Consider the following 22,716-nt stretch of genomic DNA (forward strand, 5'->3'; position numbering starts at 1 on the left):
TCCTCCGGATACGGGTAGGCGAAAAGGATGCGGGCAAAGCCCGCATCCTGTGTGGCGTTCGCCTCAGTTCTTGGTGACGAAGTCCTTGACGTTGGCAGGCGTCACGAGTTGGAAGGGAATGTAGACCTTCTTGTCGATCTTTTCGCCCTTGGCGAGCTTGAGCGCTGCATCGAGCGAGCCCTTGCCCTGGCCGGCGGCATCCTGGAACACCGTGACATCGAGATCACCCGCCTGCATGGCGGCAAGCGCGTCCTGGGTGGCGTCGACGCCACCGACGACGACCTTGCTCATATCCTTGCCGGCTGCCTTCAGCGCCTGGATGGCGCCGATCGCCATTTCGTCGTTGTTGGAGATCACGGCGTCGAATTCGATGCCGCTGGAGAGCCAGTTGGTCATCAGGTCGGCGCCCTGGGTGCGGTCCCAGTTCGCCGTCTGCTCTTCGACGATCTCCAGGCCCTTGCATTCATCCGTCTTGATGACGTCATGAACGTCCTGGGTCCGCATGCGCGCAGCCTGGTTGGAGAGCTCGCCCATGATGACAACGGCCTTGCCTTTGCCGCCGAGAATGCGGCAGATTTCCTTGGTTTCCAGCGTGCCGGATTCCTGCTCGTTGGAAGCGACGAAGGCCTGCTTCTCCGGCAGCGTGTCGACGTTGACCGGCTGACGGTTGACGTAAACCAGCGGAATGCCGGCATCGGCCGCGAGCTTCGACATTGCCGTGGTCGCATCGGTATCGACTGGGTTGACGATGATCGCATCGACCTTGGATGCGATGAAATTCTGGATCTGGCTCTGCTGCTTGGAAACGTCGTTCTGTGCGTCTTCGACCTGCAGCGTCACACCGCTGAGTGTCTTTGCATAATCGGTCATGCCGTTGCGCAGAACCGTCAGGAAATTGTCGTCGAATTTCGCCATCGAGACGCCGACAGTTTCCGCGTGAGCCGCCGTCGACATGACGAGCGCCATCGCAGTGCCCAGGATAAACTTTTTCATTTTACTTCCTCCACAAAGCGGTGCCCGGCTGCACCCTCCTCACGCCGGAGCTCCAGGCATTTGCTCTGAAGCCGCAATTCCCCGCGCCACCTCTCCCGCGGCACTTCACAAAACGGAACAAACAAACCGTCAAATCCGTTCTGCGGAATATTCATTCCATTTTCTGTGAACGGCGTCAAGTCTCTTTAGCGGCGACAAGAGATGGATAAGAGCGCAATGCCATGCGGGCTTCAGGACCAACGCCCGCATTGTCGGTGTTGTGAAAGACGAAACGAGCATCCATCTATGCAGGGTCGAAGACAGGCTCACGGCCGCAGACGCCTTCGACCTCTCGCCGCGACCCAATCATTTGAAGATTTTGGAGACAGGACAGATGTCCATTTCGATGTATCGCCTTACCGTTCCGATGTTCCAGCGCGGCCTCGCCAGCCTGAAAACCTACCTCGACAAGGCCGAAGCCTATGCGAAGGAAAAGAATATCGACCCCGTCATATTGGTCGCCGCTCGCCTTGCGCCCGACATGCTGCCGCTCTCCGGCCAGTATCAGCGCGCCAGCGACACCGCCAAATTTGCGCTCGCCCGCCTGACGGCGACCGACGCCCCGAAATTCGAGGACAACGAAACGACATTCGACGACCTGCGCGAGCGCCTGGCAAAGACCGAAGCCTATCTCGCCGGCTTCTCCACGCAAGCACTGGAAGGCACGGAAACCTGTCAGATCACTCTGCCGGGAAAGAGTGGTATCGTGCTGCCGGGTGACGAATATATCGCCACCTTCGCCCTGCCGAATTTCTATTTCCACGTCACGACGGCCCACGCCATCCTGCGTAGCCAGGGTGCTCCGATCGGCAAGCGCGATTATCTCGGCTGAACCCTAGTTCGGCTCGGCTAGACCACTGCATAATTCCTTAAATCGGAATCGATTTAAGGATAAAATTATGCAGCGATTCAAAGTGTTACAGCGTCCTTTGCGCGTCTGAAAGAGACGCGCGGCGCTGTAATATCAGGGCCGGTGGGTCACCGGCCCTCTTTCCGTCAGTTCGGTATAGGCGAGCGTCTGATCGAGATGCCGTGCTCGGAGCGACAGCAGCTTCTCGGCATAGTCGAGCCGTATCGCCGCATAGGCCGGATCCGCCGCGACATTGTCGAGCTCCATCGGATCATCGGCAAGATTGAAGAGCAGCGGCGGCAACGCGGTGAAATGCACATATTTGAACTGCGCGTCTCGGATCACCGCGAGATTGCATTCGTTGGACCGCAGCCCGAAATGCCGCTCGGCCCCGCCATGCGCAATGTCGCGGAAATCGAATTCCCAAAATGCCGCGTCCCGCCAGCCTTGTCCGCCGCCACCCCTGACAAACGGCATGAGCGACCTGCCATCGAGCCCGTTCTTCGCGTCGACGCCGAGCCTTTGGCAAAGTGTCGGAAAAATATCGGCGGCGCTGCTGAATTTGTCGACGACTCCACCCGCAGCACTGCTTGCGGGATCGCGGATCACCAGCGGAATATGATAGCTGCCGTCGAAGAAGCCGCCCTTGCCGAGCGTCCAGTGATCGCCCGCCATCTCGGCGTGGTCCGAGGTGAAGACAACAAGCGTATCGTCCCAGGCGCCTGCGTCCTTGAGGGCCTGCCAGATGCGGCCGAGCTGCGCATCGACCTCTGATATCATGCCGTAATAGATCGCCCGGATCGCGGCAAAGTCCTCACCGTTCCAGCCGCTGAGCGGCCCCGTTGCCCCGTGGATGAAGTTGCCTTTGTCGGAGCGTGGCATGGCATAGGCGAGGTAGGGATGACTGTCCTGTTCGGCTTCGCAGTTTGCCGCGCGTGCAAAAACCGGTCCGTCCCCCGGCTTGAACATTCGGTTGAACGGCTCCGGCACGGAGAATGGCGGATGCGGACGCAAGAAGGAGACATGCGCGAACCACGGCCTGTCCTGTTCGCCCACCCAGCGAATGAACTCGCCGGCCAGGAAAGCCGTCTGGGTCTCGTCGCGCAAATAGGCCGGCGCCGCATTTGAAATTTCTCCTGCTTCCACGCCGCCAGGAATATGGATATCGCGGCTGACGGCATCGGCATGGCCGCGAGACCTGAGCCAGGAGAGCCACTGTCTTTCGTGCTCGGGCAGAAGCTGGCGGGCCGTAAATCCCGGCAGCACGCCTTCGTAGGTCGTCAGATGCGGATCGCCGGCATCCATCCCGCGCGGATCGGGCGCCGTATCCGTGTAGCCGAACAGCGTCGGGTCGTATCCCGCCCGCCGGGCCGCCAGCGCCAGATTGTCGAAGCGAGCATCGAGCGGCGAACCGTTGCGGCAGACCCGGTGGTTCATTTGATAGAGACCGGTATAGAGCGTGGCCCGCGCCGGTGAGCAGGGTGCCGCGCCGGCATAGTGCCGCCGGAAGAGCGTGCCTTCCCGCGCCAGCGCATCGACACCCGGCGTCTTTACACAGGCATGACCGACAGCCGACAGGCAATCGCCGCGCCACTGATCCGCCGTGATCAGCAGGATGTTCGGCCGACGCGCCTTCTCAATGCTGGTTGGATTTTGCATGCCAGTCCCAGGCGGAGCGGATGATCTCAGACAGATCATACTGCGGTACCCAGCCGAGCACGTCGCGCGCCTTGTCGTTATTGGCGACCAGCGTATGCGAATCGCCTTCGCGCCGGCCGATATATTCGACCGGGAAAGGCAGGTTCGACACCTCCTCGATCGCGCCGAGCAATTCCTTGACTGTCGTGCCGGTGCCGGTTCCGAGGTTGAGCGCGACGGAATCGCCGCCCTTCAGCAGATATTCGACGGCGCGTACATGCGCATCGGCAAGATCCAGCACGTGGATATAGTCGCGCACACAGGTGCCGTCGCGTGTCTCGTAATCGCTGCCGAACACCTTGAAACCCTGGCGGCGGCCGAGTGCCGCGTCGATCGCCAGGGGTATCGCATGCGTTTCCGGCTGGTGCCATTCGCCGATCCGGCCCTCGAAATCGGCGCCGGCCGCATTGAAATAGCGCAGCACCACCGAGCGCAGGCTCCTGTACTGGTCGTAATCGGCAAGCGCCTGTTCGACGATATATTTCGTTCGCCCGTAGGGATTGATCGGCACCTGCCGATGCGTCTCGTCGAGCGGCACGCTCTGCGGCAGGCCGTAAGTGGCGCAGGTGGAGGAAAAGACGAAGGCGTTGATGCCGGCCGCTTGCGCCGCCGAAAGCAGCGTCAAAGTGCCGATCACATTGTTCTCGTAGAAGGAAACCGGGTCCTTGACCGATTCGCCGACTTCGATCAGCGCCGCGAAATGCAGGATCGCCGCCGGCTTGTGTTTGGCCAGCACTTCATCCAGCCGGGCGCGATCGCGAATATCGCCTTCCTCGGCCGGCCCCCATTTGACGAACTCGCGATGACCGTTCGAAAAATTATCGAAGACGACAGGCGTATAGCCCTTGTTCGCCAGGTCGAGGCACGTATGCGAGCCGATATAGCCGGCGCCGCCGACGACAAGAACCGTTTCACCTGCCATGCACCACCCTTATTGTTCACGAGAGATGAGAGAAACCTAGACGAGATACACGTCAATAAAAAGAAGGAACTGCGATCGGCGTCAACGGACAATACGTCAAATGCCGATCCCCGCTCGACCGGGCGCGATCCGCCACCCGTGCATTTGTGCCGGATCAGGAAGAAACATGAATTATTCGCGTGATTTGCATAACGGCCCGATCTAAGGGGCTTGCACCACATGTGATGATCAACGGTCTGCAGCCATCAGGCAGGGAGAGCGCGAATGAGGAAGGCATTGGTCGTTTGGGGCGGCTGGCAAGGTCATGAACCGGAGCAATGCGCCGATATCGTCGCCGACCTCCTGCGCGAGGACGACTTTACCGTCGAGGTAACCGGCGATCTCGGCGTGTTCGGATCTCCGACGCTGGCGAAGGCCGATCTGCTGGTGCCCATCATTACCGGCGAAACGCTCGAAAAGCCTCATGCCGCTGCCCTGGTCGAAGCGGTGCGCGGCGGGCTGGGGCTTGCCGGCCATCACGGCGCACTCGCCACGTCCTTCAAGGAAAGCGCCCCTTTCCGTTATGTCTCCGGCGTCACCTGGGTCGCCCATCCCGGCAATATTATCGACTTCCGCGTCGCCGTCACCCGCCAGGACGATCCCGTCATGGAGGGCATTCCGGACTTCGACTATCGTTCGGAGCAATATTATCTCCACTATGATCCCACAGTCGAAATCCTTGCGACCACCACCTTCACCGGCGCCTACGATCCGGCAGCCCGCAATGTCGTGATGCCCGTCGTCTTCAAGCGCCATTTCGGTGCCGGCCGCATCTTCTATTCCGCCCTCGGCCATGTCGCTGCCGAATTCGACCATCCCTACATGCCCCTCATCCTGAGGCGTGGCCTGAGCTGGGCCGCACGCCAGTAGCGTCAGGACGAGCCGCACGCCGGCAAATGCCGACCGGCGGCGACAGCCGGGCGACGTCGGCCGCTAAAGAATGAGAATTTCGAGCTGGAGGGCAGCCTCGCCTCATCGGCCGGCATGGGTGAGCGCTTGCCGATCACCTGCCCGCGCCATAATTTGCCCGGATGCAGGATAGCTTCTCTTTCTTCCCCGCCACCGCCGACCGCCTGGCCGATATAGAAGCGGTCTTCGACGATTGCGCCGACGGCCGGAATTGTCGCTGCGCCTACTGGTATCGTCCGAATGCCGACTACAAGGCAGGATGGGGCGAGGGAAATCGCAATTGGTTCCGAAGCCTCGTCGCCGAACCGCGCCCGCCCGGCATTCTCGGCTATCATGAGAACGAGCCGGCCGGATGGTGCGGTGTCGCGCCGCGCATCGTTTTCGACCGGCTGCGCCGTTCAAAACCCTTTGCGCCGGTCGATGACAGGCCGGTCTGGTCGATCAATTGCCTCATCGTCCGCAAGCCGTTCCGGCGGCAGGGTCTGTCGCGATTGTTATTGAAACAAGCCGTTGAATTCGCAAGCGCGAACGGCGCCGAATGTCTCGAAGCCTATCCTGTCGATCAGGCGGCCCGTGCTTCGAACGGAGCCGAGCTCTATCCGGGAACGCTATCGATGTTTCTGGATGCGGGTTTCGTCGAAGTGGCAAGACGCCTGCCGGCAAGACCGGTGGTCCGCCTGGAATGCCGCTGAATATTTCGGCACTCAGGGGAGTGGCAATACGGTCTAGCGAGCCGCTTTGATCTGCCGGTCGTGCTCGACGGCGGGCGCCGCCTCGTCATAGATCCGCATCAGCCGCCCGGCTGCCTTCAGCTTCTCGATGAGGTCGTTTCCATCGGGCGAGGCCTTCGTCAGCTCCAGCTGCTCGAATTCCCTCAGCGCCTGCGCCCAATGGCTTTCCCCACGCCCATCCGGCCTGCCTTCCGATTCCCATAGTGAATAAGCGCGCTGGCTGACCCAGGCGTCTTTATTATGGCTCATAATCAACCCCAGCGAGAAATTTGGAAGCAATATTCGACAAGCAACAAGGTGCCAAAACCGGCTTTAGGAGTCGTTACGAGGCAGCGTTAGTTTTTAGCTAATCCGAGATGCCCGAGGGATTATCCCGTGCACACATTCCGGGACCTTGGCCTCGTACAGTCTGCAGGGTAGGGTCACCCGCAGAAACGACAGCGATGACCGATGGCAGCCAAGACAACACTCAATGCGAAGAATCTTGAATCCCTTGGTGCGCAGCGCCTTGCCGAGCTGCTGGTCGAGATCAGCATGGGCAGTGCTGCCCACAAGCGACGGCTTCGAATGGAACTTGCCGGCAACCACGGCAGCGCCGAGGTGGCGCGTGAGGTGCGAAAGCGGCTTGCCAGCATTGCCCGCGCTCGCACCCTCATCAACTGGCGCAAAGTGAAAGCGCTGAAGAGTGATCTCGAAACGCAGCGCAAGACGATCACAGAGACGGTTGCCGTCGATGATCCCCAGGAGGCTTTCGAACTGATATGGCAGTTCCTCGCCCTGGCGAATTCGATCTTTGAGAGATCCAACGAGAGCAGCGGTTCTGTCATCCAAAGTTTTCATCAGGCTTGCGAGGATGCTGCCGCAATCGCCGCGTCCGCCAGGATCGACTCCAATGTCCTGGCCGAGAAGGTGTTCAAAGCTGTGCAAGACGATGGTTACGGCCAGTACGACAACCTGATTGCGGCGATGGCGCCAGCTCTCGGCAAGGATGGTCTCGATTGCCTGAAAACCCTCTTCGTCCAATGGTCCAAGGAGCCGAAAGACAAGCCGGCGGAGGACAAGCGCGAGATCATCGGCTGGGGAGGCGGAAGCCCCCTTTACGAAGATGAGATCGACGGCACTCAGCGAGATCTGACGGTGCGCATAGCCTTGCAGGAAATTGCCGACGCCCAGGGCGACGTTGATGCCTACATCGCTCAGCAATCCGAGAAAACGCGCAACATGCCGATGATTGCGGCCGACATCGCCAATCGTCTGGTCTCGGCCGGCCGGGCAAAGGAAGCACTTGAGGTGCTGAGTGACGTCGATACGACAGGTCAGGCCGACATGCCATTCGAATTGCAGCGCGCGCGCGTCGAGACGCTCGAGGCCCTGGGGCGTGCAGAGGAGGCGCAGACCTATAGATGGACATGTTTCGAGCAGTCACTGCATGGCGAGCACCTCAAGGCTTTCCTCAAGCGGCTGCCGGATTTCGACGATCTCGAGGCCGAGGAGAAGGCATTTGTCCATGCCCGGGCTTTTCCTGACGTCCACCAGGCACTTGCGTTTTTTCTCAACTGGCCGGCGCTTGCCGAGGCGGCAAAACTTGTAGGGAGCAGGAAGGCGGAACTGGATGGCAATCTCTATGAGCTGATGACGCTGGCGGCCGAAGCTCTGGCGGAGAAACATCCGCTCGCGGCAACCATCGTCTTGCGCTCCATGATCGATTTTGCGCTCGATAGCGGCCGGTCCGGCCGCTATAAGCATGCGGCGAGACATCTGGCGGACTGCGCGTCCTTTGCGCCTCATATCAATGACTTCGGCAACACAAGATCCCATGACGTCTATGTCGCAGAACTCAAACGTCGGCACGGCAAGAGGCATGGCTTCTGGAGCCAGGTGACCTAAGTCGCAGTGATGCTTTACCTTCAGAGAGGAATTCCATGACGACCACCGCCTGGCACGCCGATCCGCTGACTTGGGGCAATGGACCGCGCATTTTCGAGGCCTTTCTGGAGCCGACTTGCCCTTACTCGGTCAGAGCGTTCAACAAGCTCGACGAACTGCTGAGCCAGGCGGGCGAAGACAAGATCACCGTGAAGATCCGCCTGCAGTCGCAACCTTGGCATATGTATTCGGGCGTCCTCGTCCGCTGCATCATCGCAGCCTCAACGCTGGAAGGCGGCAAGCAGACAGCAAGGAAAGTGATGGCCGCCATTGCCGCCCATCGCGAGGAGTTCGAGTTTGAACGCCATGCCGGCGGCCCAAATATGGATGTGACGCCCAACCAGATCATCGAGCGCCTGGAAGCCTACAGCGGCGTCAAGCTGAAAGAAGTCTTCGCAATCCCGGATCTCGACCGGGAGATCAAATGGCACTGCAAATATGCCAGACAGAACGGCATCCACGTCTCGCCGACGTTCATGATAGGTGGTTTGGTACAGCCCGACATGAGCAGCGGCGACGAGGTTGGAGTCTGGGTGAAGAAGGCGGTCGGTAGCTGACGCGATCCCGCACCAAAAGCCCCTCCGTATATTTGTCTCCTGCCTGTTTCTCTCAAGGGATATCGGGCAGAATCAGCGCAAACAAAGCGCGATGTTTTGATTCGGGAACGGCGCTGGTGCGGCCTTGGAATGCATGCGATTCTGACCGCCGGTCATGGCAATCTCCCGGTAATCTCAAAACGTTAATAATCCCGGGTGTCCTTCCCGAGAGAGGGGTGACAGTTCATACCGGAGACATGGGTTACACTTTTTGCCTTTGCGAGGAGAGCGAAGGTGCCTTGGCAGGAGTGCAACCGCATGGACGAGCGTCTCAAATTCGTTGCGCGGGTTCTGGATGGCGAGAAGATAGCGGCGCTGTGCCGCGAATTCGGCATCTCCCGCAAGACCGGTCACAAGATCATCAGCCGCTATAACGACAGCGGTCTGGAAGGACTGACAGATCGATCGCGACGGCCTTACCGGCACGCCAATCAGCTTCCTTTCCAAATCGAGAAGCTGATTGTGCGGACCAAGCAGGACAAGCCCAACTGGGGCGCACCAAAGATCAGGGAGCGGCTGGCGCGGCTATATCCGGATGTTCACACACCGGCGATCTCAACCGTGCATGCCGTCCTCGACCGCAACGGCCTGGTCAAGCACGGTAGGCGGCGGCGCAACAGGGCTGAAGGAACAGCCCTCTCCAATCCAGGGCTGCCCAACGACCTGTGGTGCGCCGATTACAAAGGCGAGTTCATGCTTGCCGATAAGCGCTATTGCTACCCATTGACGATCACCGACTTCGCCAGCCGCTATCTTTTGGCCTGCGAAGCGTTGCACACGACCAAGGAAGTCTACGCCTTTACCGTTTTCGAACGCGTCTTCAAGGAGTTCGGCCTGCCCAAGGCGATCAGAACCGACAACGGAGTGCCTTTCGCCAGCCCCAACGGACTGTTCAATCTGTCGCGGCTCGCCGTCTGGTGGCTCAGGCTCGGTATCGACATCGAGCGCATCAAGCCCGGCCATCCGCAGCAGAACGGCCGCCACGAGCGCATGCATCTGACACTGAAACTTGAGACAACCAAGCCGGCCGGAGACAATTTCCTGCAGCAGCAAGCCCGCTTCGACGACTTCGTCGAGGAGTTCAACACCGAGCGGCCCCACCAGGCGCTCAACATGGCCTGCCCGGCAGAATGCTACGACGCTTCACCGCGCGCCTACCGCGGCCTACCCGATCTCGACTACCCGCTCCACGACCAGACAGTCACCGTCACAACATGCGGACGCATCTGCTACAAGCGGAAGAAGATCAATCTCAGTCTGGTCTTCGCCGGTCAGGCCGTCGGCATCAAACAGGTCGAAGACCATATCTGGCTTACAAGCTTTATGGATTACGATCTGGGATACTTCGATGATGAGACATGCAGGCTTGAACCTTTGCCGAACCCTTTCGGTCCAAAAGTGTTACCTATGTCTCAGGAATAAACCGTAACCTATGTGTCCAGAACGGACCGGGAAATTCATGGCGGAGAGGGTGGGATTTGAACCCACGATACCCTTGCAGGTATGCCGCATTTCGAGTGCGGTGCATTCGACCACTCTGCCACCTCTCCGCGGTCTGGTCGGCGCTTGTTCGGCGCGGGCGTTCTCATAACGGGCAAATGACAGGCTGGCAAGCCGAAAAGTCGAAGCATTCCATCCTTTTGCCTTGACACCTTTTTGTCACTCGGCTATCTCGGCTGCGCAATAGGTTTGGAGAAATCCGCGCCTTAGCTGTCCCGCGCTCGCGCGGGGCTTCACCGGCAGGACGAGTTCGAGGATTACACCTCTGAAATCCCTGCTTAACTTCGACTGATAAAAAGACAGCCACCTGCTGGATTAGCGGGGAGCGCTGGAACGAACATGAAAGGATAAAAAATGTTCGCAGTCATCAAGACCGGCGGTAAGCAGTACCGTGTGGCGGCCAACGACGTGCTGACCATCGAAAAGCTGGAAGCCACCGCTGGCGACTCCATTGAATTCACCGAAGTGCTCGTGATCGGCGAAGGCGCCGACGCTGCGATCGGTGCGCCCTTCGTAACCGGCGCCTCTGTCAAGGCAGAAGTCGTCGAACAGAACCGCGGCAAGAAGGTCATCGCCTTCAAGAAGCGCCGTCGTCAGAATTCGAAGCGTTCGCGCGGCCATCGTCAGCATCACACGGTCGTCCGTATCACGGACATCGTGGCTGCCAAGTAAGATCAACGGGACAAGGTTTTAAAGGAGAACTCCAATGGCACACAAAAAAGCTGGCGGTTCATCGCGCAACGGTCGCGATTCTCAGTCCAAGCGCCTTGGCGTGAAGAAGTTCGGCGGCGAAGCCGTCATCGCAGGCAACATCATCGTGCGTCAGCGCGGTACTGAGTGGCATCCGGGTTCCAACGTCGGCCTCGGCAAGGATCACACGATTTTTGCGCTTACCGCCGGCAATGTGAACTACCGAACGAAGGCCAACGGTCGCGTCTACGTGTCTGTCATGCCGAAAGCGGAAGCAGCGGAATAAGCCGGTAGCGCTCAAAAACAGCCGGCGTCTCATCGACCCGGCTGGCCGTATCAGGTTCAGTCTAGAAAACAGGGGAGATGGGGCGCCATCTCCCCTTTTTCTTTACCCCTCAAGGAGGACTGAACCATGCAAGGCGAATTGTTAAGGGCAGACCAATCACGGTCTCCCCGGGAAGACCAGCGGTCTTCCGAAGAACGGCTGAGGCCGGAACGGTTAAGGACCGATTGCCCTGTCTTGTTATCGGAAAGGCTCGTCATGCGCGCGCCCCACGAAGAAGACATCGACGCCCTTGCCCATCTCGCCAACAACGCCAAAGTCGCCACCATGGTATCGCGTATGCCGCACCCTTATACCGCCGATGATGCTGCTGACTTCGTGCGTCGCACGAAAAATGGCGATATTGGCAAGTGCGTCTATGCGATCACCAAGGCCGAAAACGGCGCCTTTATCGGCTGCTGCGGCGTCGAGCCGCATGCGGACGGCAAGACCGTCGAGATCGGCTATTGGTTGGGCGAGCCCTATTGGAACAAGGGTTATACGACCGAGGCCTGCCATGCCCTGGTCGATATGGTGTTCAGAACCCGCCAGGATGTCGATCAGATCGACGCCCGTTGCCGGGTAATGAACGTCGCCTCGCGCCGCGTCATCCAGAAGTGCGGCTTCCAGTTCCAGGGATCGGGGCTCGCCGCCTCGCTGGCGCTCGGCAGCAACGTGCCGGTCGAATGGTACAGGCTCGACCGCAAGACCTGGATGTCCCTCCGAAGCTGGGGGAACATCGCATGAGCACGACTGCGCTGCAAAGGCCAGAGGTCAAGCCGATGATGCCCGGCCCCGCGCCTGTCATCTCGACCGCCCGGCTGACGCTCCGCCCCCACAGGCTGAGCGATGCGCCTGCGATCGCGGAATCGCTCTCCGATTTCGCGGTCACGCGCATGCTGTCCCGCGTACCCGCGCCGTTCGACCGGCAGGATGCGCTGGACTGGCTGATCCCGGTCACCTCGGGCACTCTGCCCGACTGGCCGCTGGCGATCACCGACAAGGACGATGTCCATATCGGCAACGTCTCGATCGAGCTGCGCCACGGTCGCTGGCACCTCGGCTACTGGCTGAACCGCTACTACTGGCGGCGCGGCTATATGAGCGAGGCGGTGGCGGCGATCATCGAGCGCTTCTCGCGCCGCATGCCGGAGACGCCGGTTCATTCCGGCGTCTTCGCCGACAACCCGGCTTCGCTGCGACTGCAGGAGAAGCTCGGTTTCCACATGACGGGTTGCGGCGAAATCTATTGTTTCGCCCGCAACACCATGGTGTCGCACATCGAAACCGTGCTGCAGCCGGGCATGCTGCAGCCGCGAAAGGTCGCCTGATCAAACTCGAGACGTCGCCGCACTGGCGGCGTCTCCATCAAACGCCGATCTCGACCCATAGAGGGAAATGGTCGGAACCGACGGATCGCGTATCGATCCGGGCGGATTTCAACCGGCTCTGCAGGCCGCAACTGACGAAGCAATAATCGAGATGCATGCGTTTGCCGTGATCTTCGGGATCCATCCAGCTGTAGCTCTCCGGAGAGTAAGTCTTCAGCGCCGCAAAGGCGTCGACCGGCGTCCCGATCCTTGCCACGCGACCGTAATATCCGCCGCCAGCCCCGGCAAGCGCGCAATATTCCGGCGATTCCGGCTCCATGTTGAAATCACCCATGATGACATAATCCTCCGGCAGCGGCGGCTCCGGCAGGTCGAATTCACCACCCCCCGTCAGCGACCCACCCTCCTGGACGAAGGCATTGATATGCGCGTTCAAGAATTGCAGTTGGCGGATGCGCTCGTCGGCGGAGACATGGTCGAGATGCACGGAGTAGACGCGGACCGCACCGCCGGGTACTGCGATTACCGCCTCGGTTGCGCCGCGCTGCAGGTTGATCTTGCCGATCGTCCGACTGCGCGGCAGAAGCAGCGTTCGGGTCGAGACAACAGGCCAGCGCGACAGCACCATGTTGCCGAACTGGAAACGGGTGCCCGCCACCGGCTGGAGCCCGCCTTCATCAGCTTCGACATGCATGTCGCAGGCCGGCCCATACACCCAGAAATAGTCGGGAAAGAAGGCTGCAACATCGGCCGCCATGTCGGCAAAACCGTTGCGCGAGAAGCCGCGAGTCACCTCCTGCAGCGCGATGACATCAGCTCCCTCGAGACTTCGGGCAATGCGCGCCAGATCGTATCTGCCGTCGAGACCGAAGCCGTACTGTATGTTATAGCTCGCAAAATTCACGATAATCTTTGACCTCCGTCGGAACCGCCTATATCGAATGGGCCAAGACGGGCCGTCCAACTGCCACTGAATATTGGAAGTAAAATGAAATTTCTCGACGAAGCAAAGGTCTATATCAAGTCCGGGGACGGCGGCGGCGGCAGCGTTTCCTTCCGACGTGAGAAATTCATTGAGTTCGGCGGCCCTGACGGAGGCGACGGCGGACGCGGCGGTGACGTCTGGGTCGAGACCGTCAACGGCCTGAACACGCTGATCGATTTCCGCTTTCAACAGCATTTCAAGGCGACGATCGGCACCCATGGCATGGGCAGGAACCGCACCGGCGCCAACGGCAGCGACGTGACGCTGAAGGTTCCCGTGGGCACCCAGATCTTCGAGGAAGACCAGGAAACGCTGATCTGCGACCTGACCGTCGAAGGCCAGCGTTACTGCCTCGCCCATGGCGGCAATGGCGGCTTCGGCAACGCCCATTTCAAAACCTCGACCAACCAGGCGCCGGATTGGGCCAATCCCGGCCTGCCCGGCGAGGAAAAGACTATCTGGCTGCGCCTGAAGCTGATTGCCGATGCCGGCCTCGTCGGCATGCCGAATGCCGGCAAGTCGACCTTCCTGGCTGCCGTCACCCGCGCCCGGCCGAAGATCGCCAACTATCCCTTCACCACGCTGCATCCCAATCTCGGCGTCGCCACCATCGACGAGCGCGAATTCATCCTTGCCGACATTCCGGGCCTAATTGAAGGCGCCCATGAAGGTGTCGGCATCGGCGACCGTTTCCTCGGCCATGTCGAGCGCACCCGCGTGCTGCTCCACCTCATCTCCGCCCAGGAGGAAAAGGTCGGCAAGGCCTATAAGACGGTCAAGCACGAACTCGAAGCCTATGGAAACGATCTGACCGACAAGGCGGAGATCGTGGCGCTGTCGCAGATCGACGTGCTCGACGATGCCGAACTGAAGAAGAAGACCAAGGAACTGGCCAAGGCCTGCGGCAGGACGCCATTCCAGATTTCGGCCGTCACCGGCAAGGGCATGACCGAGGTATTGCGTGCGCTGCGCGACATCATCGTTGAAGCCAATACCGAGGAGAAGCCGGCCAAGGTTCCGAAGCTGCGCCATCGCGACATGGTCGTCACCGATGAGGGCGAGGACAAGGGTGGAGACGAGGACGATGACCAGCCGTAAGCCGCTTGGCCGCTACCGCCGCATCGTCATCAAGATCGGATCCGCGCTTCTGGTCGACCGCAAGGCCGGGCTGAAGAAGGCCTGGCTTGACGCCATGTGCGCCGATATCTCCGGCCTGAAGGCCAAGGGCATCGACGTGCTCGTCGTCTCCTCGGGCGCAATCGCGCTCGGCCGCTCGGTGCTCGACCTGCCCTCCGGCGCGCTGAAGCTGGAGGAAAGCCAGGCGGCAGCGGCCGTCGGCCAGATCGCGCTGGCGCGTGCCTGGTCGGAAAGCCTGTCGCGCGACGAGATCGTCGCCGGCCAGATCCTGCTGACGCTCGGCGATACCGAGGAGCGCCGCCGCTATCTCAATGCGCGCGCCACCATCAATCAGCTTTTGAAGATCGGCGCCGTGCCGATCATCAATGAAAACGACACCGTCGCCACCAGCGAGATCCGCTATGGCGACAACGACCGCCTGGCCGCCCGCGTCGCGACGATGACCGGCGCCGACCTGCTCATTCTTCTCTCCGATATCGACGGCCTCTACACCGCGCCGCCGCATCTCGATGCAAACGCGACGTTCCTGGAAACGATTGCGGAAATCACTCCCGAGATCGAGGCGATGGCCGGCGGAGCCGCTTCGGAGCTGTCGCGCGGCGGCATGCGCACCAAGATCGATGCCGGCAAGATTGCAACGGCATCGGGCTGCGCGATGATCATCGCCTCCGGCAAGACCGATAATCCGCTGTCGGCGATCGAAAACGGCGCGCGTTCCTCCTGGTTCGCGCCATCGGGCACACCCGTTACTGCCCGCAAGACCTGGATTGCCGGGCAGTTGCAGCCGGCCGGCGAACTGCATGTCGATGATGGCGCCGTCGTTGCCCTCGGGGCCGGCAAGAGCCTGCTTCCCGCCGGCGTGCGCAGCGTTTCCGGCCTCTTCAGCCGCGGCGATACGGTGGCGATCATCGGCCCGGCCGGCCGCGAGATCGCCCGCGGCCTGGTAAGCTACGATGCCGACGACGCCCGTCGGATTGCCGGTCGCAAGTCGGCAGAGATCGAGGCCATCCTCGGTTATGCCGGGCGCGCCGCCATGGTCCATCGCGACGACATGGTGATGACCGCACAGATCGGTTCGAAATCGGAAAGGCAGAAGAAGGACGCGAGCTATGCTTGATACCGTTGCGCCAAGCCCTGACATTGACGTGCTGATGAACGACATCGGCCGCAAGGCAAGGGCTGCGGCACGACCACTGAGCTTTGCGTCGACTGAGGCGAAGAACAACGCGTTGAATGCCATGGCCGATGCGATCCTGGCGAACAAGGCGCATATTCTTGCCGAGAACGCCAAGGACCTGAAGGATATCGAAGGCACCGAGATGCTCGCGTCCTTCGTCGACCGGCTGACGCTGAACGACAAGCGCGTCGCCGAAATGGCCGAGGGAATCCGCGCCATCGCCGCCCTTGCCGATCCGGTCGGCGAAGTCATCGCTGCCTGGGACCGGCCGAACGGGTTGACGATCGAGCGCGTCCGCACACCGCTCGGCGTCATCGGCGTGATCTTCGAAAGCCGGCCGAACGTCACCGCGGATGCCGGCGCCCTTTGCCTCAAGGCGGGCAATGCCGTTATCCTGCGTTGCGGCTCGGATTCGCGCCGTTCATCGCAGGCTATCCATGCCTGCCTGGTCGAGGGCCTGAAGGCGGTGGGACTTCCAGAGCATGCTATCCAGCTCGTGCCTGTCGCCGACCGTGCCGCCGTCGGCGCCATGTTGCGTGGCCTCGACGGGGCGATCGACGTCATCGTCCCGCGCGGCGGCAAGAGCCTGGTTGCCCGCGTGCAGAGCGAGGCCCGCGTGCCGGTTTTTGCCCATCTCGAAGGCCTTTGCCACATCTATGTCGATGCCTCGGCCGATATCGAAATGGCGAAAAAGATCATCGTCAACGCCAAGATGCGGCGCACCGGCATCTGCGGGGCGGCCGAAACCCTGCTCGTCGACGGTGCTGCGATCGGCACGCATCTGACGCCGCTGCTCGAGGTTCTGACGGAGGCCGGCTGCGAAATCCGTGCTTCGGCAACGGTGCTGAAGGTCGCACCCGGCATGAAGCCCGCGACCGAAGAGGACTGGTCGACGGAATATCTCGACGCGATCATTTCGGTTGCCGTCGTCGACGGCATATCGGGCGCCATCGCCCATATCCAGACATATTCCTCCAACCACACCGAGGCGGTCATCGCCGAGGACCCTGAAGTCGTCGCGCGTTTCTTCACCGAAGTCGATTCGGCGATCCTGCTGCACAATGCCTCGACGCAGTTTGCCGATGGCGGCGAGTTCGGCATGGGTGCGGAAATCGGCATCGCCACCGGCAAGATGCATGCCCGTGGCCCTGTCGGAGTCGAACAGCTCACCTCTTTCAAATATCGGGTGCATGGTGCCGGACAGACGCGGCCCTGACGTGACGACCGAGAATGTGGATCGGCATTATCTCCGCATGCCGCACAGCGAGCGCGGCATCGTCGTCGGTCTGTTCGGCGGTTCGTTCAATCCGCCGCATCAGGGCCACGCGCTCGTCGCTGAAATCGCCATCAAGCGGCTCGGCCTCGACCAGCTCTGGTGGATGGTCACACCCGGCAATCCGCTGAAGAGCCGCAACCAGCTCGCTCCGCTTGCCGAGCGCATTGCCGAAAGTGAGCGTGTTGCCGCCGATCCCCGCGTCAAGGTCACCGCCTTCGAACAGGCATTCGGCGTCAGCTACACCGCCAACACACTTGCCCGCGTCAAGGCGCGCAATCCACATGTGCATTTCATCTGGATCATGGGCGCCGACAGCCTGCAGACCTTTCACAAATGGCAGAAATGGCAGGAGATTGCCCGCACCTTCCCGATCGCGGTGATCGATCGGCCGGGCGCGACGCTTTCCTTCCTGTCCTCGAAAATGGCCAGGACCTTCGATTTCGCCCGTGTCGACGAGGATGATGCGCGTGTTCTCTGGAAGAAGCGTGCGCCAGCCTGGACCTTCATCCATGGACCACGCTCCGGCCTGAGTTCGACCGCAATCCGCAACGGCTCGTCGCACGGCGACGCCGAATAGAGCGCCGCGCGCCCAGCAAGACGCATGCGCCGGCCTGATTTCAGAAGATCCCGAAAACGAGAAAGCCCGACGGGGGAGGATCCGTCGGGCTTATAAACTCGATCGACAACTGGGAGGAGGAGTGTTGTCGACCCTATCGAACGGCTATGGGAGGAGGAGAAGCCGTGTCGATGAGTATGTTTTATCATATTCGACAAAAAGGTGAATATCGATTGGTGCATTGCAGCAATGCATCGGATGCAAATCTCGAGGTGAATTTGGCTTCACCATTGCCGTTTTTGTTAGCAAAAATTAAGGAGCCAGTCCCGGTCGCCGGGAGTCCTTGCGGTTTGCAAACTGACTCCCAGGTATTTTCGCCCTGCTGATTTCACTTTCGGCGGAAGCCATGCACCTCACGAATGCGTGAGCATTGCGCCGCTACGAACGCGAGCGCCGATACGGTTATATTTTCTTGGATATATCCCTAGCCAAGGCGCGCGGCCCGTTATATTCGTCGCAATATTTCGTACCCTGGGGAATAAATCATGCCAAACCGCCGCCAATGGATGAAACTGGCAACCGCCGCGATCTCGGCCCTCTGGCTTGGCGCGACGGTGCTTTCGACGCCTGCCGCCGCAGCCGAAAAACTCACCATCTTTGCCGCGGCGAGCCTCAAGAATGCGCTCGACGCCGCCAATGCCGCCTGGACGAAGGAAAGCGGCAAGGAAGCCGTTGCCTCCTATGCGGCGAGCGGGGCGCTGGCCAAGCAGATCGAAAACGCCGCGCCCGCCGATGTCTTCATCGCGGCCGATCTCGATTGGATGGATTATGTCGCCAAGAAGAGCCTGATCAAGGCCGACACCCGCTCCAACCTGCTCGGTAACAAGATTGTGCTCGTTGCGGAAAAGGACAAGGCAAAATCGGTTGAGATCAAGCAAGGCTTCGATCTCGCCGGGCTTTTGGGTGACGGCAAGCTTGCCATGGGTGAGCCGAAATCCGTTCCGGCCGGCAAATACGGCATGGCCGCGCTCGAAAAGCTCGGCGTCTGGAAATCGGTCGAAACCAAGGTCGCCGCCGCCGAAAGCGTGCGCGCCGCCCTTGCCCTCGTCTCTCGCGGCGAAGCGCCTTATGGCATCGTCTATAAGACGGATGCCGCGGCCGATAAGGATGTCGCCATCGTCGGCACATTCCCCGCCGATTCCCACCCGCCGATCATCTATCCGATCGCAATCCTCGCCGAGAGCAAGAACCCGGATGCATCAGCCTATCTCGACTTCCTGAAATCCGACAAGGCGGCCGCCATCTTCACGGCGCAGGGTTTCACCATCCTGAAATGATCTAGGCCTGAAATGATCGGGGCCTCAAGGGATTGAAGGGCTGAAATGATTGCGGAATCGTCGGCCGCAGCTTAGCGTGAAGGCTCGCCTCGGCGAGCCTTCGATTTTCCAGGGAGACCGCTGCATTTGGATATGTTGGGCTTGAGCAATGAGGAATGGACGGCGATCCTGCTCAGCCTGCGCGTCTCGATTGTCGCCATGCTGGCGAGCCTGCCCTTCGGTATCCTCGTCGCCCTGCTGCTTGCCCGCGGCCGCTTCTGGGGCAAATCGGTGCTGAATGGCGTCGTTCATCTGCCGCTGATCCTGCCTCCGGTCGTCACCGGTTTTCTTCTCCTCATCCTGTTCGGCCGCCGCGGTCCGATCGGCAGCCTGCTCGACCAGTATTTCGGCATTGTTCTCTCCTTCCGCTGGACGGGTGCTGCACTGGCCTGCGCCGTCATGGCCTTTCCGCTAATGGTGCGCAGCATCCGCCTGTCGCTCGAGGCGGTCGACCGCAAGCTGGAAGAGGCGGCCGGAACGCTCGGCGCCGGCCCTGTCTGGGTCTTCCTGACGGTCACCCTGCCGCTGACCCTGCCCGGCATCATCGCCGGCATGATCCTTTCTTTTGCCAAGGCGATGGGCGAATTCGGCGCGACGATCACCTTCGTTTCCAACATTCCCGGCGAAACCCAGACGCTGTCGTCGGCGATCTACACCTTCACCCAGGTGCCGGGCGGCGATGCCGGTGCGCTCCGCTTGACGCTCGTCGCCGTCGTCATTTCCATGGCCGCCCTGCTCGCCTCCGAATTCCTCGCCCGTCTCGCCGGCCGGAGGATCGACCTGGAATGACGCTGATCGTCGAGGCAAAACAGAGGCTCGGCGCCTTTTCGCTCGATGCCGCCTTCACCTCCGAGCGCGGCGTTACCGCGCTGTTCGGCCGCTCCGGCTCCGGCAAGACCTCGATGATCCGCATCATCGCCGGCCTCGCCCACCCGGACGAAGGTCGCGTCGTCCTCGACGGCGAGGTCTTGACCGAAACCGCAACCGGCATCTTCGTCGCGAAACATCGCCGCCGCTTCGGTTATGTCTTCCAGGAGGCCCGGCTTTTCCCGCATCTCAGCATTCGCGCCAATCTCTCCTACGGCCGCTGGTTCGCGGCGAGACCGGCACACAGCGAGAGCTTCGATCACATCGTCGACCTGCTCGGCATCGAGACGCTGCTGGAGCGCAGCCCCTCAAAACTTTCCGGCGGCGAGAAGCAGCGCGTCGCCATCGGCCGCGCACTTCTCTCCTCGCCGCGCCTGCTGTTGATGGACGAGCCGCTCGCCGCCCTCGATGATGCGCGCAAGGCCGAGATCCTGCCTTATCTCCAGCGATTGCGCGACGAAACCGACATACCGATCGTCTATGTCAGCCATTCGATCGCCGAGGTGGCGCGGCTGGCAAACCAGGTCGTCGTCATGCGTGACGGCAAGGTGGAAGCGATAGGCCCTGCCATCGACATATTGAGCCGCCCCTCCACCGCCGCCGACCGGCGCGAGGCGGGTGCACTGCTGGAAGGCACGGTGGAAAGATTCGATGCGCGGCACCATCTATCGACGGTCGCGCTGAAATCTTGTCAGCTCCACATCCCGGGAGCCGCCCTTGCGCCCGGCAAAACGGTCCGCATCCGCATCCCCTCGCGCGATGTCATGGTGGCGACCGCAAGGCCCGAGGGGCTGAGCGCGCTGAATATCCTGGAAGCAAGGATAGACGGGATGTCGTCGACCGAGGACGGAACGGTGGAAATCCGGCTCGATTGCGGCGGCGATATCATTCTTTCCCGGATCACGACATTGTCCTGCGAGCGTCTGGATCTTCGACCGGGAAGGGCGGTCTTCGCCGTCATCAAGACAGTTGCCCTGGAGGCCTGATCAGCCGCGCTCGCCCTGCTGCAGGTTGCGCTTGCCCTCGAGCCAGGCGAGATCGTCGGCAAGGCTCGTGCGCATCGTCCTTTCCATCCGGCGGAAACGCCCGAGCAATTCCTCGCCGAACGGCGTCAGCGCCGCGCCGCCGCCCTTCTGCCCGCCGCGCTGCGATTCCACCACCTGTTCGTTAAACATCCGGTTCATCTCGCTGACCAGCAGCCATGCCCGCCGATAGGACATGTCCATCGCCCGCCCCGCCGCCGAGATCGATCCGGTCTGGCGGATATGCTCCAGCAGTTCCATCTTGCCATGGCCGAGACGATCCTCATCCGGGAAGCTGATTCGCAGGACGGGCACGAGTGTTTTTGCGGCTGAGTCGGTCATTGAATCTGGAGATCGTGGAATTTGCCGCACTTTACGCTGCGGCATGGAAACTGTACACCGCCCGCACGAGGCCGCCCCGGCAGTCAAATACTTCAATTCGAACGGCAGATCGGATTTTCGGCCGTTCCGTACCTTAGCATGTCTTGAAACATTAATGGTTTGATGCCTATCTTAACCATGATCCGATCTCGATCGGATCTGTGTTGTGCATAGTTTGTCATTCCAGGAAAGGGAAAGCACTGACAACAGTACACGCCAAGGGAAAAACGTTCGCCGTTATCCCGAAGAGTGCGGAACGTGGCGCCGATGCCGCCGCCCGTGCCCTAGAAACCGTCCTCGCCAGCCTCGAGGACTCCAAAGCTGAAGATATCGTCACCATCGACATTGCCGGAAAATCGGCGCTGGGAGACTACATGATCGTCGTCTCCGGCCGCTCCAACAGGCATGTCATGGCGATCTCGGATCACCTGCTCACAGATCTTAAGGACGACGGCCTCGGTACGGCCCGCGTCGAAGGTCAGGAAGGCGGCGATTGGGTCCTGATCGACACCGGTGACATTATCGTTCACGTGTTCCGTCCCGAAATCCGCGAGTTCTACAACATCGAAAAGATGTGGGCGGCTCCGGATATGGATGAAGAAACACGGCACTGACAGGCGTGCCGGCATCTTGTCCGGCGCCTGAGACGTGGCATTGGCTGGCCGGAAAACATCACAAACCGGCCGGTGGCGTAGTGTGCGCCCGAAGTGCCGCATGAGCGGGAGCGGATGAATGCGTATAGGTCTTTTTGCGGTGGGACGGCTGAAGTCCGGCCCCGAAAAGGATCTTGCCGCCCGTTATTTCGACCGTTTCGCCAAGGCCGGCCCTGCCGTCGGCCTCGAACTTACCCGTGTTGCCGAAGTTGCCGAAAGCCGGGCCTCCAATGCGGAGACCCGCAAGCGCGAAGAGGCGGCGATGCTTTTGAAATCGCTTGCCGATGGCAGCATCCTCATTCTTCTCGATGAACGCGGCAAGGCGCTTGACAGCGAAGCCTTCGCAAACCTGCTCGGCTCCTATCGCGACCAGGGCAAACGCGAGCTGACCATCGCGATCGGCGGTGCCGACGGCCTCGATCCCTCGCTTTACGACCGTGCCGACGCCACGCTGTGCCTGGGCAAGATGACTTGGCCGCACCAGCTCGTGCGCACGCTGATCGCCGAGCAGCTCTATCGTGCCGTCACCATCCTGTCCGGCCACCCTTATCACCGCGTCTGATGCCGCGTCGGCCTGATGTGTCGGCAATGCGTCGGCCAATGCGTCGCAATGTCACGCAGCCGTGTTTGCCTGACGCTCCGTTCTCCTGCAAACGTTATGGCAAAGCGCATCAAATCAGCTTAGTCTCCGCGCGACTTGAGAAAGTGCCCCAACACGCATGACGAGAACATCCATTAGG

General features: G+C 60.8%; 25 protein-coding genes and 1 tRNA gene. 19 read left to right on the forward strand and 7 right to left on the reverse strand.

The genetic code is table 11. The annotated features are described in order from the left end of the window. Positions 1 to 63: 63 nt before the first annotated feature. Positions 64 to 993, reverse strand: coding sequence for a sugar ABC transporter substrate-binding protein (locus CUJ84_RS21915; protein ID WP_075225358.1), 930 nt, complete (start codon positions 991 to 993; stop codon positions 64 to 66). Between the two features lie 373 nt (positions 994 to 1,366). Here CUJ84_RS21915 and CUJ84_RS21920 point away from each other — a divergent pair, with 373 nt between their 5' ends. Continuing rightward, positions 1,367 to 1,864: a DUF1993 domain-containing protein gene (locus CUJ84_RS21920; RefSeq protein ID WP_105007726.1), complete on the forward strand. Its 498-nt coding sequence runs from the start codon at positions 1,367 to 1,369 to the stop codon at positions 1,862 to 1,864. 132 nt (positions 1,865 to 1,996) lie between these two features. Here the strand turns inward: CUJ84_RS21920 and CUJ84_RS21925 are convergent, their stop codons facing one another. Continuing rightward, complete coding sequence (locus tag CUJ84_RS21925) at positions 1,997 to 3,541, reverse strand: alkaline phosphatase family protein (protein ID WP_105007727.1); 1,545 nt, start codon at positions 3,539 to 3,541, stop codon at positions 1,997 to 1,999. Beyond that, positions 3,519 to 4,502, reverse strand: coding sequence for a UDP-glucose 4-epimerase GalE (gene galE / locus CUJ84_RS21930; RefSeq protein WP_018448352.1), 984 nt, complete (start codon positions 4,500 to 4,502; stop codon positions 3,519 to 3,521). The genes CUJ84_RS21925 and galE overlap by 23 nt, the downstream gene beginning before the upstream one ends. Before the next feature lie 264 nt (positions 4,503 to 4,766). On the opposite strand from galE, the gene CUJ84_RS21935 reads away from it, so the two are divergent. Further along, positions 4,767 to 5,411, forward strand: a complete 645-nt coding sequence (locus CUJ84_RS21935) for a ThuA domain-containing protein (RefSeq protein WP_018448353.1) — start codon at positions 4,767 to 4,769, stop codon at positions 5,409 to 5,411. 161 nt (positions 5,412 to 5,572) lie between these two features. Beyond that, on the forward strand, positions 5,573 to 6,142 hold the full coding sequence (locus tag CUJ84_RS21940) for a GNAT family N-acetyltransferase (RefSeq protein WP_105007728.1): 570 nt from the start codon (positions 5,573 to 5,575) through the stop codon (positions 6,140 to 6,142). Positions 6,143 to 6,175: 33 nt separating this feature from the next. Here CUJ84_RS21940 and CUJ84_RS21945 read toward each other — a convergent pair whose 3' ends face one another. Then, positions 6,176 to 6,430 (reverse strand): DUF2934 domain-containing protein, encoded by a 255-nt coding sequence (locus tag CUJ84_RS21945; RefSeq protein WP_105007729.1) that lies wholly within the window; start codon positions 6,428 to 6,430, stop codon positions 6,176 to 6,178. Between the two features lie 201 nt (positions 6,431 to 6,631). On the opposite strand from CUJ84_RS21945, the gene CUJ84_RS21950 reads away from it, so the two are divergent. From CUJ84_RS21950 to CUJ84_RS21965, 3 genes are all read left to right on the forward strand, one after another. Continuing rightward, a complete protein-coding gene (locus CUJ84_RS21950; protein ID WP_105007730.1) occupies positions 6,632 to 8,068 on the forward strand; it encodes a DUF6880 family protein in 1,437 nt (478 codons plus the stop codon). Positions 8,069 to 8,103: 35 nt separating this feature from the next. Beyond that, positions 8,104 to 8,664 carry a DsbA family protein gene (locus CUJ84_RS21955; RefSeq protein ID WP_105007731.1) on the forward strand — a complete coding sequence of 187 codons (561 nt, stop codon included), beginning with the start codon at positions 8,104 to 8,106 and terminating at the stop codon, positions 8,662 to 8,664. A 273-nt stretch (positions 8,665 to 8,937) separates the two neighbouring features. Beyond that, positions 8,938 to 10,125, forward strand: coding sequence for an IS481 family transposase (locus tag CUJ84_RS21965; RefSeq protein WP_425349269.1), 1,188 nt, complete (start codon positions 8,938 to 8,940; stop codon positions 10,123 to 10,125). 38 nt (positions 10,126 to 10,163) lie between these two features. Here the strand turns inward: CUJ84_RS21965 and CUJ84_RS21970 are convergent. After that, positions 10,164 to 10,253 (reverse strand) — tRNA-Ser (locus CUJ84_RS21970). Between the two features lie 304 nt (positions 10,254 to 10,557). On the opposite strand from CUJ84_RS21970, the gene rplU reads away from it, so the two are divergent. The 4 genes from rplU to CUJ84_RS21990 all read left to right on the forward strand — a co-directional run bounded on the left by rplU (position 10,558) and on the right by CUJ84_RS21990 (position 12,546). After that, a complete protein-coding gene (gene rplU, locus CUJ84_RS21975; RefSeq protein WP_003543907.1) occupies positions 10,558 to 10,875 on the forward strand; it encodes a 50S ribosomal protein L21 in 318 nt (105 codons plus the stop codon). A 34-nt stretch (positions 10,876 to 10,909) separates the two neighbouring features. Then, positions 10,910 to 11,179: a 50S ribosomal protein L27 gene (rpmA, locus tag CUJ84_RS21980; RefSeq protein ID WP_003543909.1), complete on the forward strand. Its 270-nt coding sequence runs from the start codon at positions 10,910 to 10,912 to the stop codon at positions 11,177 to 11,179. 126 nt (positions 11,180 to 11,305) lie between these two features. Continuing rightward, positions 11,306 to 11,962 (forward strand): GNAT family N-acetyltransferase, encoded by a 657-nt coding sequence (locus CUJ84_RS21985; protein ID WP_018071941.1) that lies wholly within the window; start codon positions 11,306 to 11,308, stop codon positions 11,960 to 11,962. Then, positions 11,959 to 12,546, forward strand: a complete 588-nt coding sequence (locus CUJ84_RS21990; protein WP_027668025.1) for a GNAT family N-acetyltransferase — start codon at positions 11,959 to 11,961, stop codon at positions 12,544 to 12,546. The genes CUJ84_RS21985 and CUJ84_RS21990 overlap by 4 nt, the downstream gene beginning before the upstream one ends. A gap of 37 nt (positions 12,547 to 12,583) precedes the next feature. Here CUJ84_RS21990 and CUJ84_RS21995 read toward each other — a convergent pair whose 3' ends face one another. Next, positions 12,584 to 13,450, reverse strand: coding sequence for an endonuclease/exonuclease/phosphatase family protein (locus CUJ84_RS21995; protein WP_105007732.1), 867 nt, complete (start codon positions 13,448 to 13,450; stop codon positions 12,584 to 12,586). 84 nt (positions 13,451 to 13,534) lie between these two features. Between CUJ84_RS21995 and obgE the strand changes: the two genes are divergently transcribed. The 7 genes from obgE to modC all read left to right on the forward strand — a co-directional run bounded on the left by obgE (position 13,535) and on the right by modC (position 20,906). Next, on the forward strand, positions 13,535 to 14,629 hold the full coding sequence (gene obgE / locus CUJ84_RS22000; protein ID WP_105007733.1) for a GTPase ObgE: 1,095 nt from the start codon (positions 13,535 to 13,537) through the stop codon (positions 14,627 to 14,629). Continuing rightward, on the forward strand, positions 14,616 to 15,785 hold the full coding sequence (gene proB, locus CUJ84_RS22005; RefSeq protein WP_105007734.1) for a glutamate 5-kinase: 1,170 nt from the start codon (positions 14,616 to 14,618) through the stop codon (positions 15,783 to 15,785). The genes obgE and proB overlap by 14 nt, the downstream gene beginning before the upstream one ends. After that, the gene (locus CUJ84_RS22010) at positions 15,778 to 17,061 is read left to right on the forward strand and encodes a glutamate-5-semialdehyde dehydrogenase (protein ID WP_105007735.1); all 1,284 of its coding nucleotides are present in this window, start codon (positions 15,778 to 15,780) and stop codon (positions 17,059 to 17,061) included. The genes proB and CUJ84_RS22010 overlap by 8 nt, the downstream gene beginning before the upstream one ends. Then, positions 17,036 to 17,698: a nicotinate-nucleotide adenylyltransferase gene (locus CUJ84_RS22015; RefSeq protein WP_105007736.1), complete on the forward strand. Its 663-nt coding sequence runs from the start codon at positions 17,036 to 17,038 to the stop codon at positions 17,696 to 17,698. Before CUJ84_RS22010 ends, CUJ84_RS22015 begins: the two co-directional genes overlap by 26 nt. Before the next feature lie 524 nt (positions 17,699 to 18,222). Continuing rightward, a complete protein-coding gene (modA, locus tag CUJ84_RS22020) occupies positions 18,223 to 19,014 on the forward strand; it encodes a molybdate ABC transporter substrate-binding protein (protein WP_105007737.1) in 792 nt (263 codons plus the stop codon). A 126-nt stretch (positions 19,015 to 19,140) separates the two neighbouring features. Next, positions 19,141 to 19,842 carry a molybdate ABC transporter permease subunit gene (gene modB / locus CUJ84_RS22025; RefSeq protein ID WP_105007738.1) on the forward strand — a complete coding sequence of 234 codons (702 nt, stop codon included), beginning with the start codon at positions 19,141 to 19,143 and terminating at the stop codon, positions 19,840 to 19,842. Then, a complete protein-coding gene (gene modC / locus CUJ84_RS22030; RefSeq protein ID WP_105007739.1) occupies positions 19,839 to 20,906 on the forward strand; it encodes a molybdenum ABC transporter ATP-binding protein in 1,068 nt (355 codons plus the stop codon). Before modB ends, modC begins: the two co-directional genes overlap by 4 nt. On the opposite strand, the gene CUJ84_RS22035 is transcribed toward modC, so the two are convergent. Beyond that, entirely contained in the window at positions 20,907 to 21,284 is a 378-nt protein-coding gene (locus CUJ84_RS22035; RefSeq protein WP_105007740.1) for a winged helix-turn-helix domain-containing protein, read from the reverse strand. Between the two features lie 209 nt (positions 21,285 to 21,493). On the opposite strand from CUJ84_RS22035, the gene rsfS reads away from it, so the two are divergent. Together rsfS and rlmH are read left to right on the forward strand one after the other, a co-directional pair. Further along, positions 21,494 to 21,937, forward strand: a complete 444-nt coding sequence (gene rsfS, locus CUJ84_RS22040) for a ribosome silencing factor (protein WP_003589592.1) — start codon at positions 21,494 to 21,496, stop codon at positions 21,935 to 21,937. Positions 21,938 to 22,055: 118 nt separating this feature from the next. Continuing rightward, positions 22,056 to 22,538: a 23S rRNA (pseudouridine(1915)-N(3))-methyltransferase RlmH gene (gene rlmH, locus CUJ84_RS22045; protein WP_011654027.1), complete on the forward strand. Its 483-nt coding sequence runs from the start codon at positions 22,056 to 22,058 to the stop codon at positions 22,536 to 22,538. Positions 22,539 to 22,716: the final 178 nt, after the last annotated feature.

It is taken from the genome of Rhizobium leguminosarum (genome assembly GCF_002953715.1).
Lineage (GTDB): Bacteria > Pseudomonadota > Alphaproteobacteria > Rhizobiales > Rhizobiaceae > Rhizobium > Rhizobium leguminosarum_V.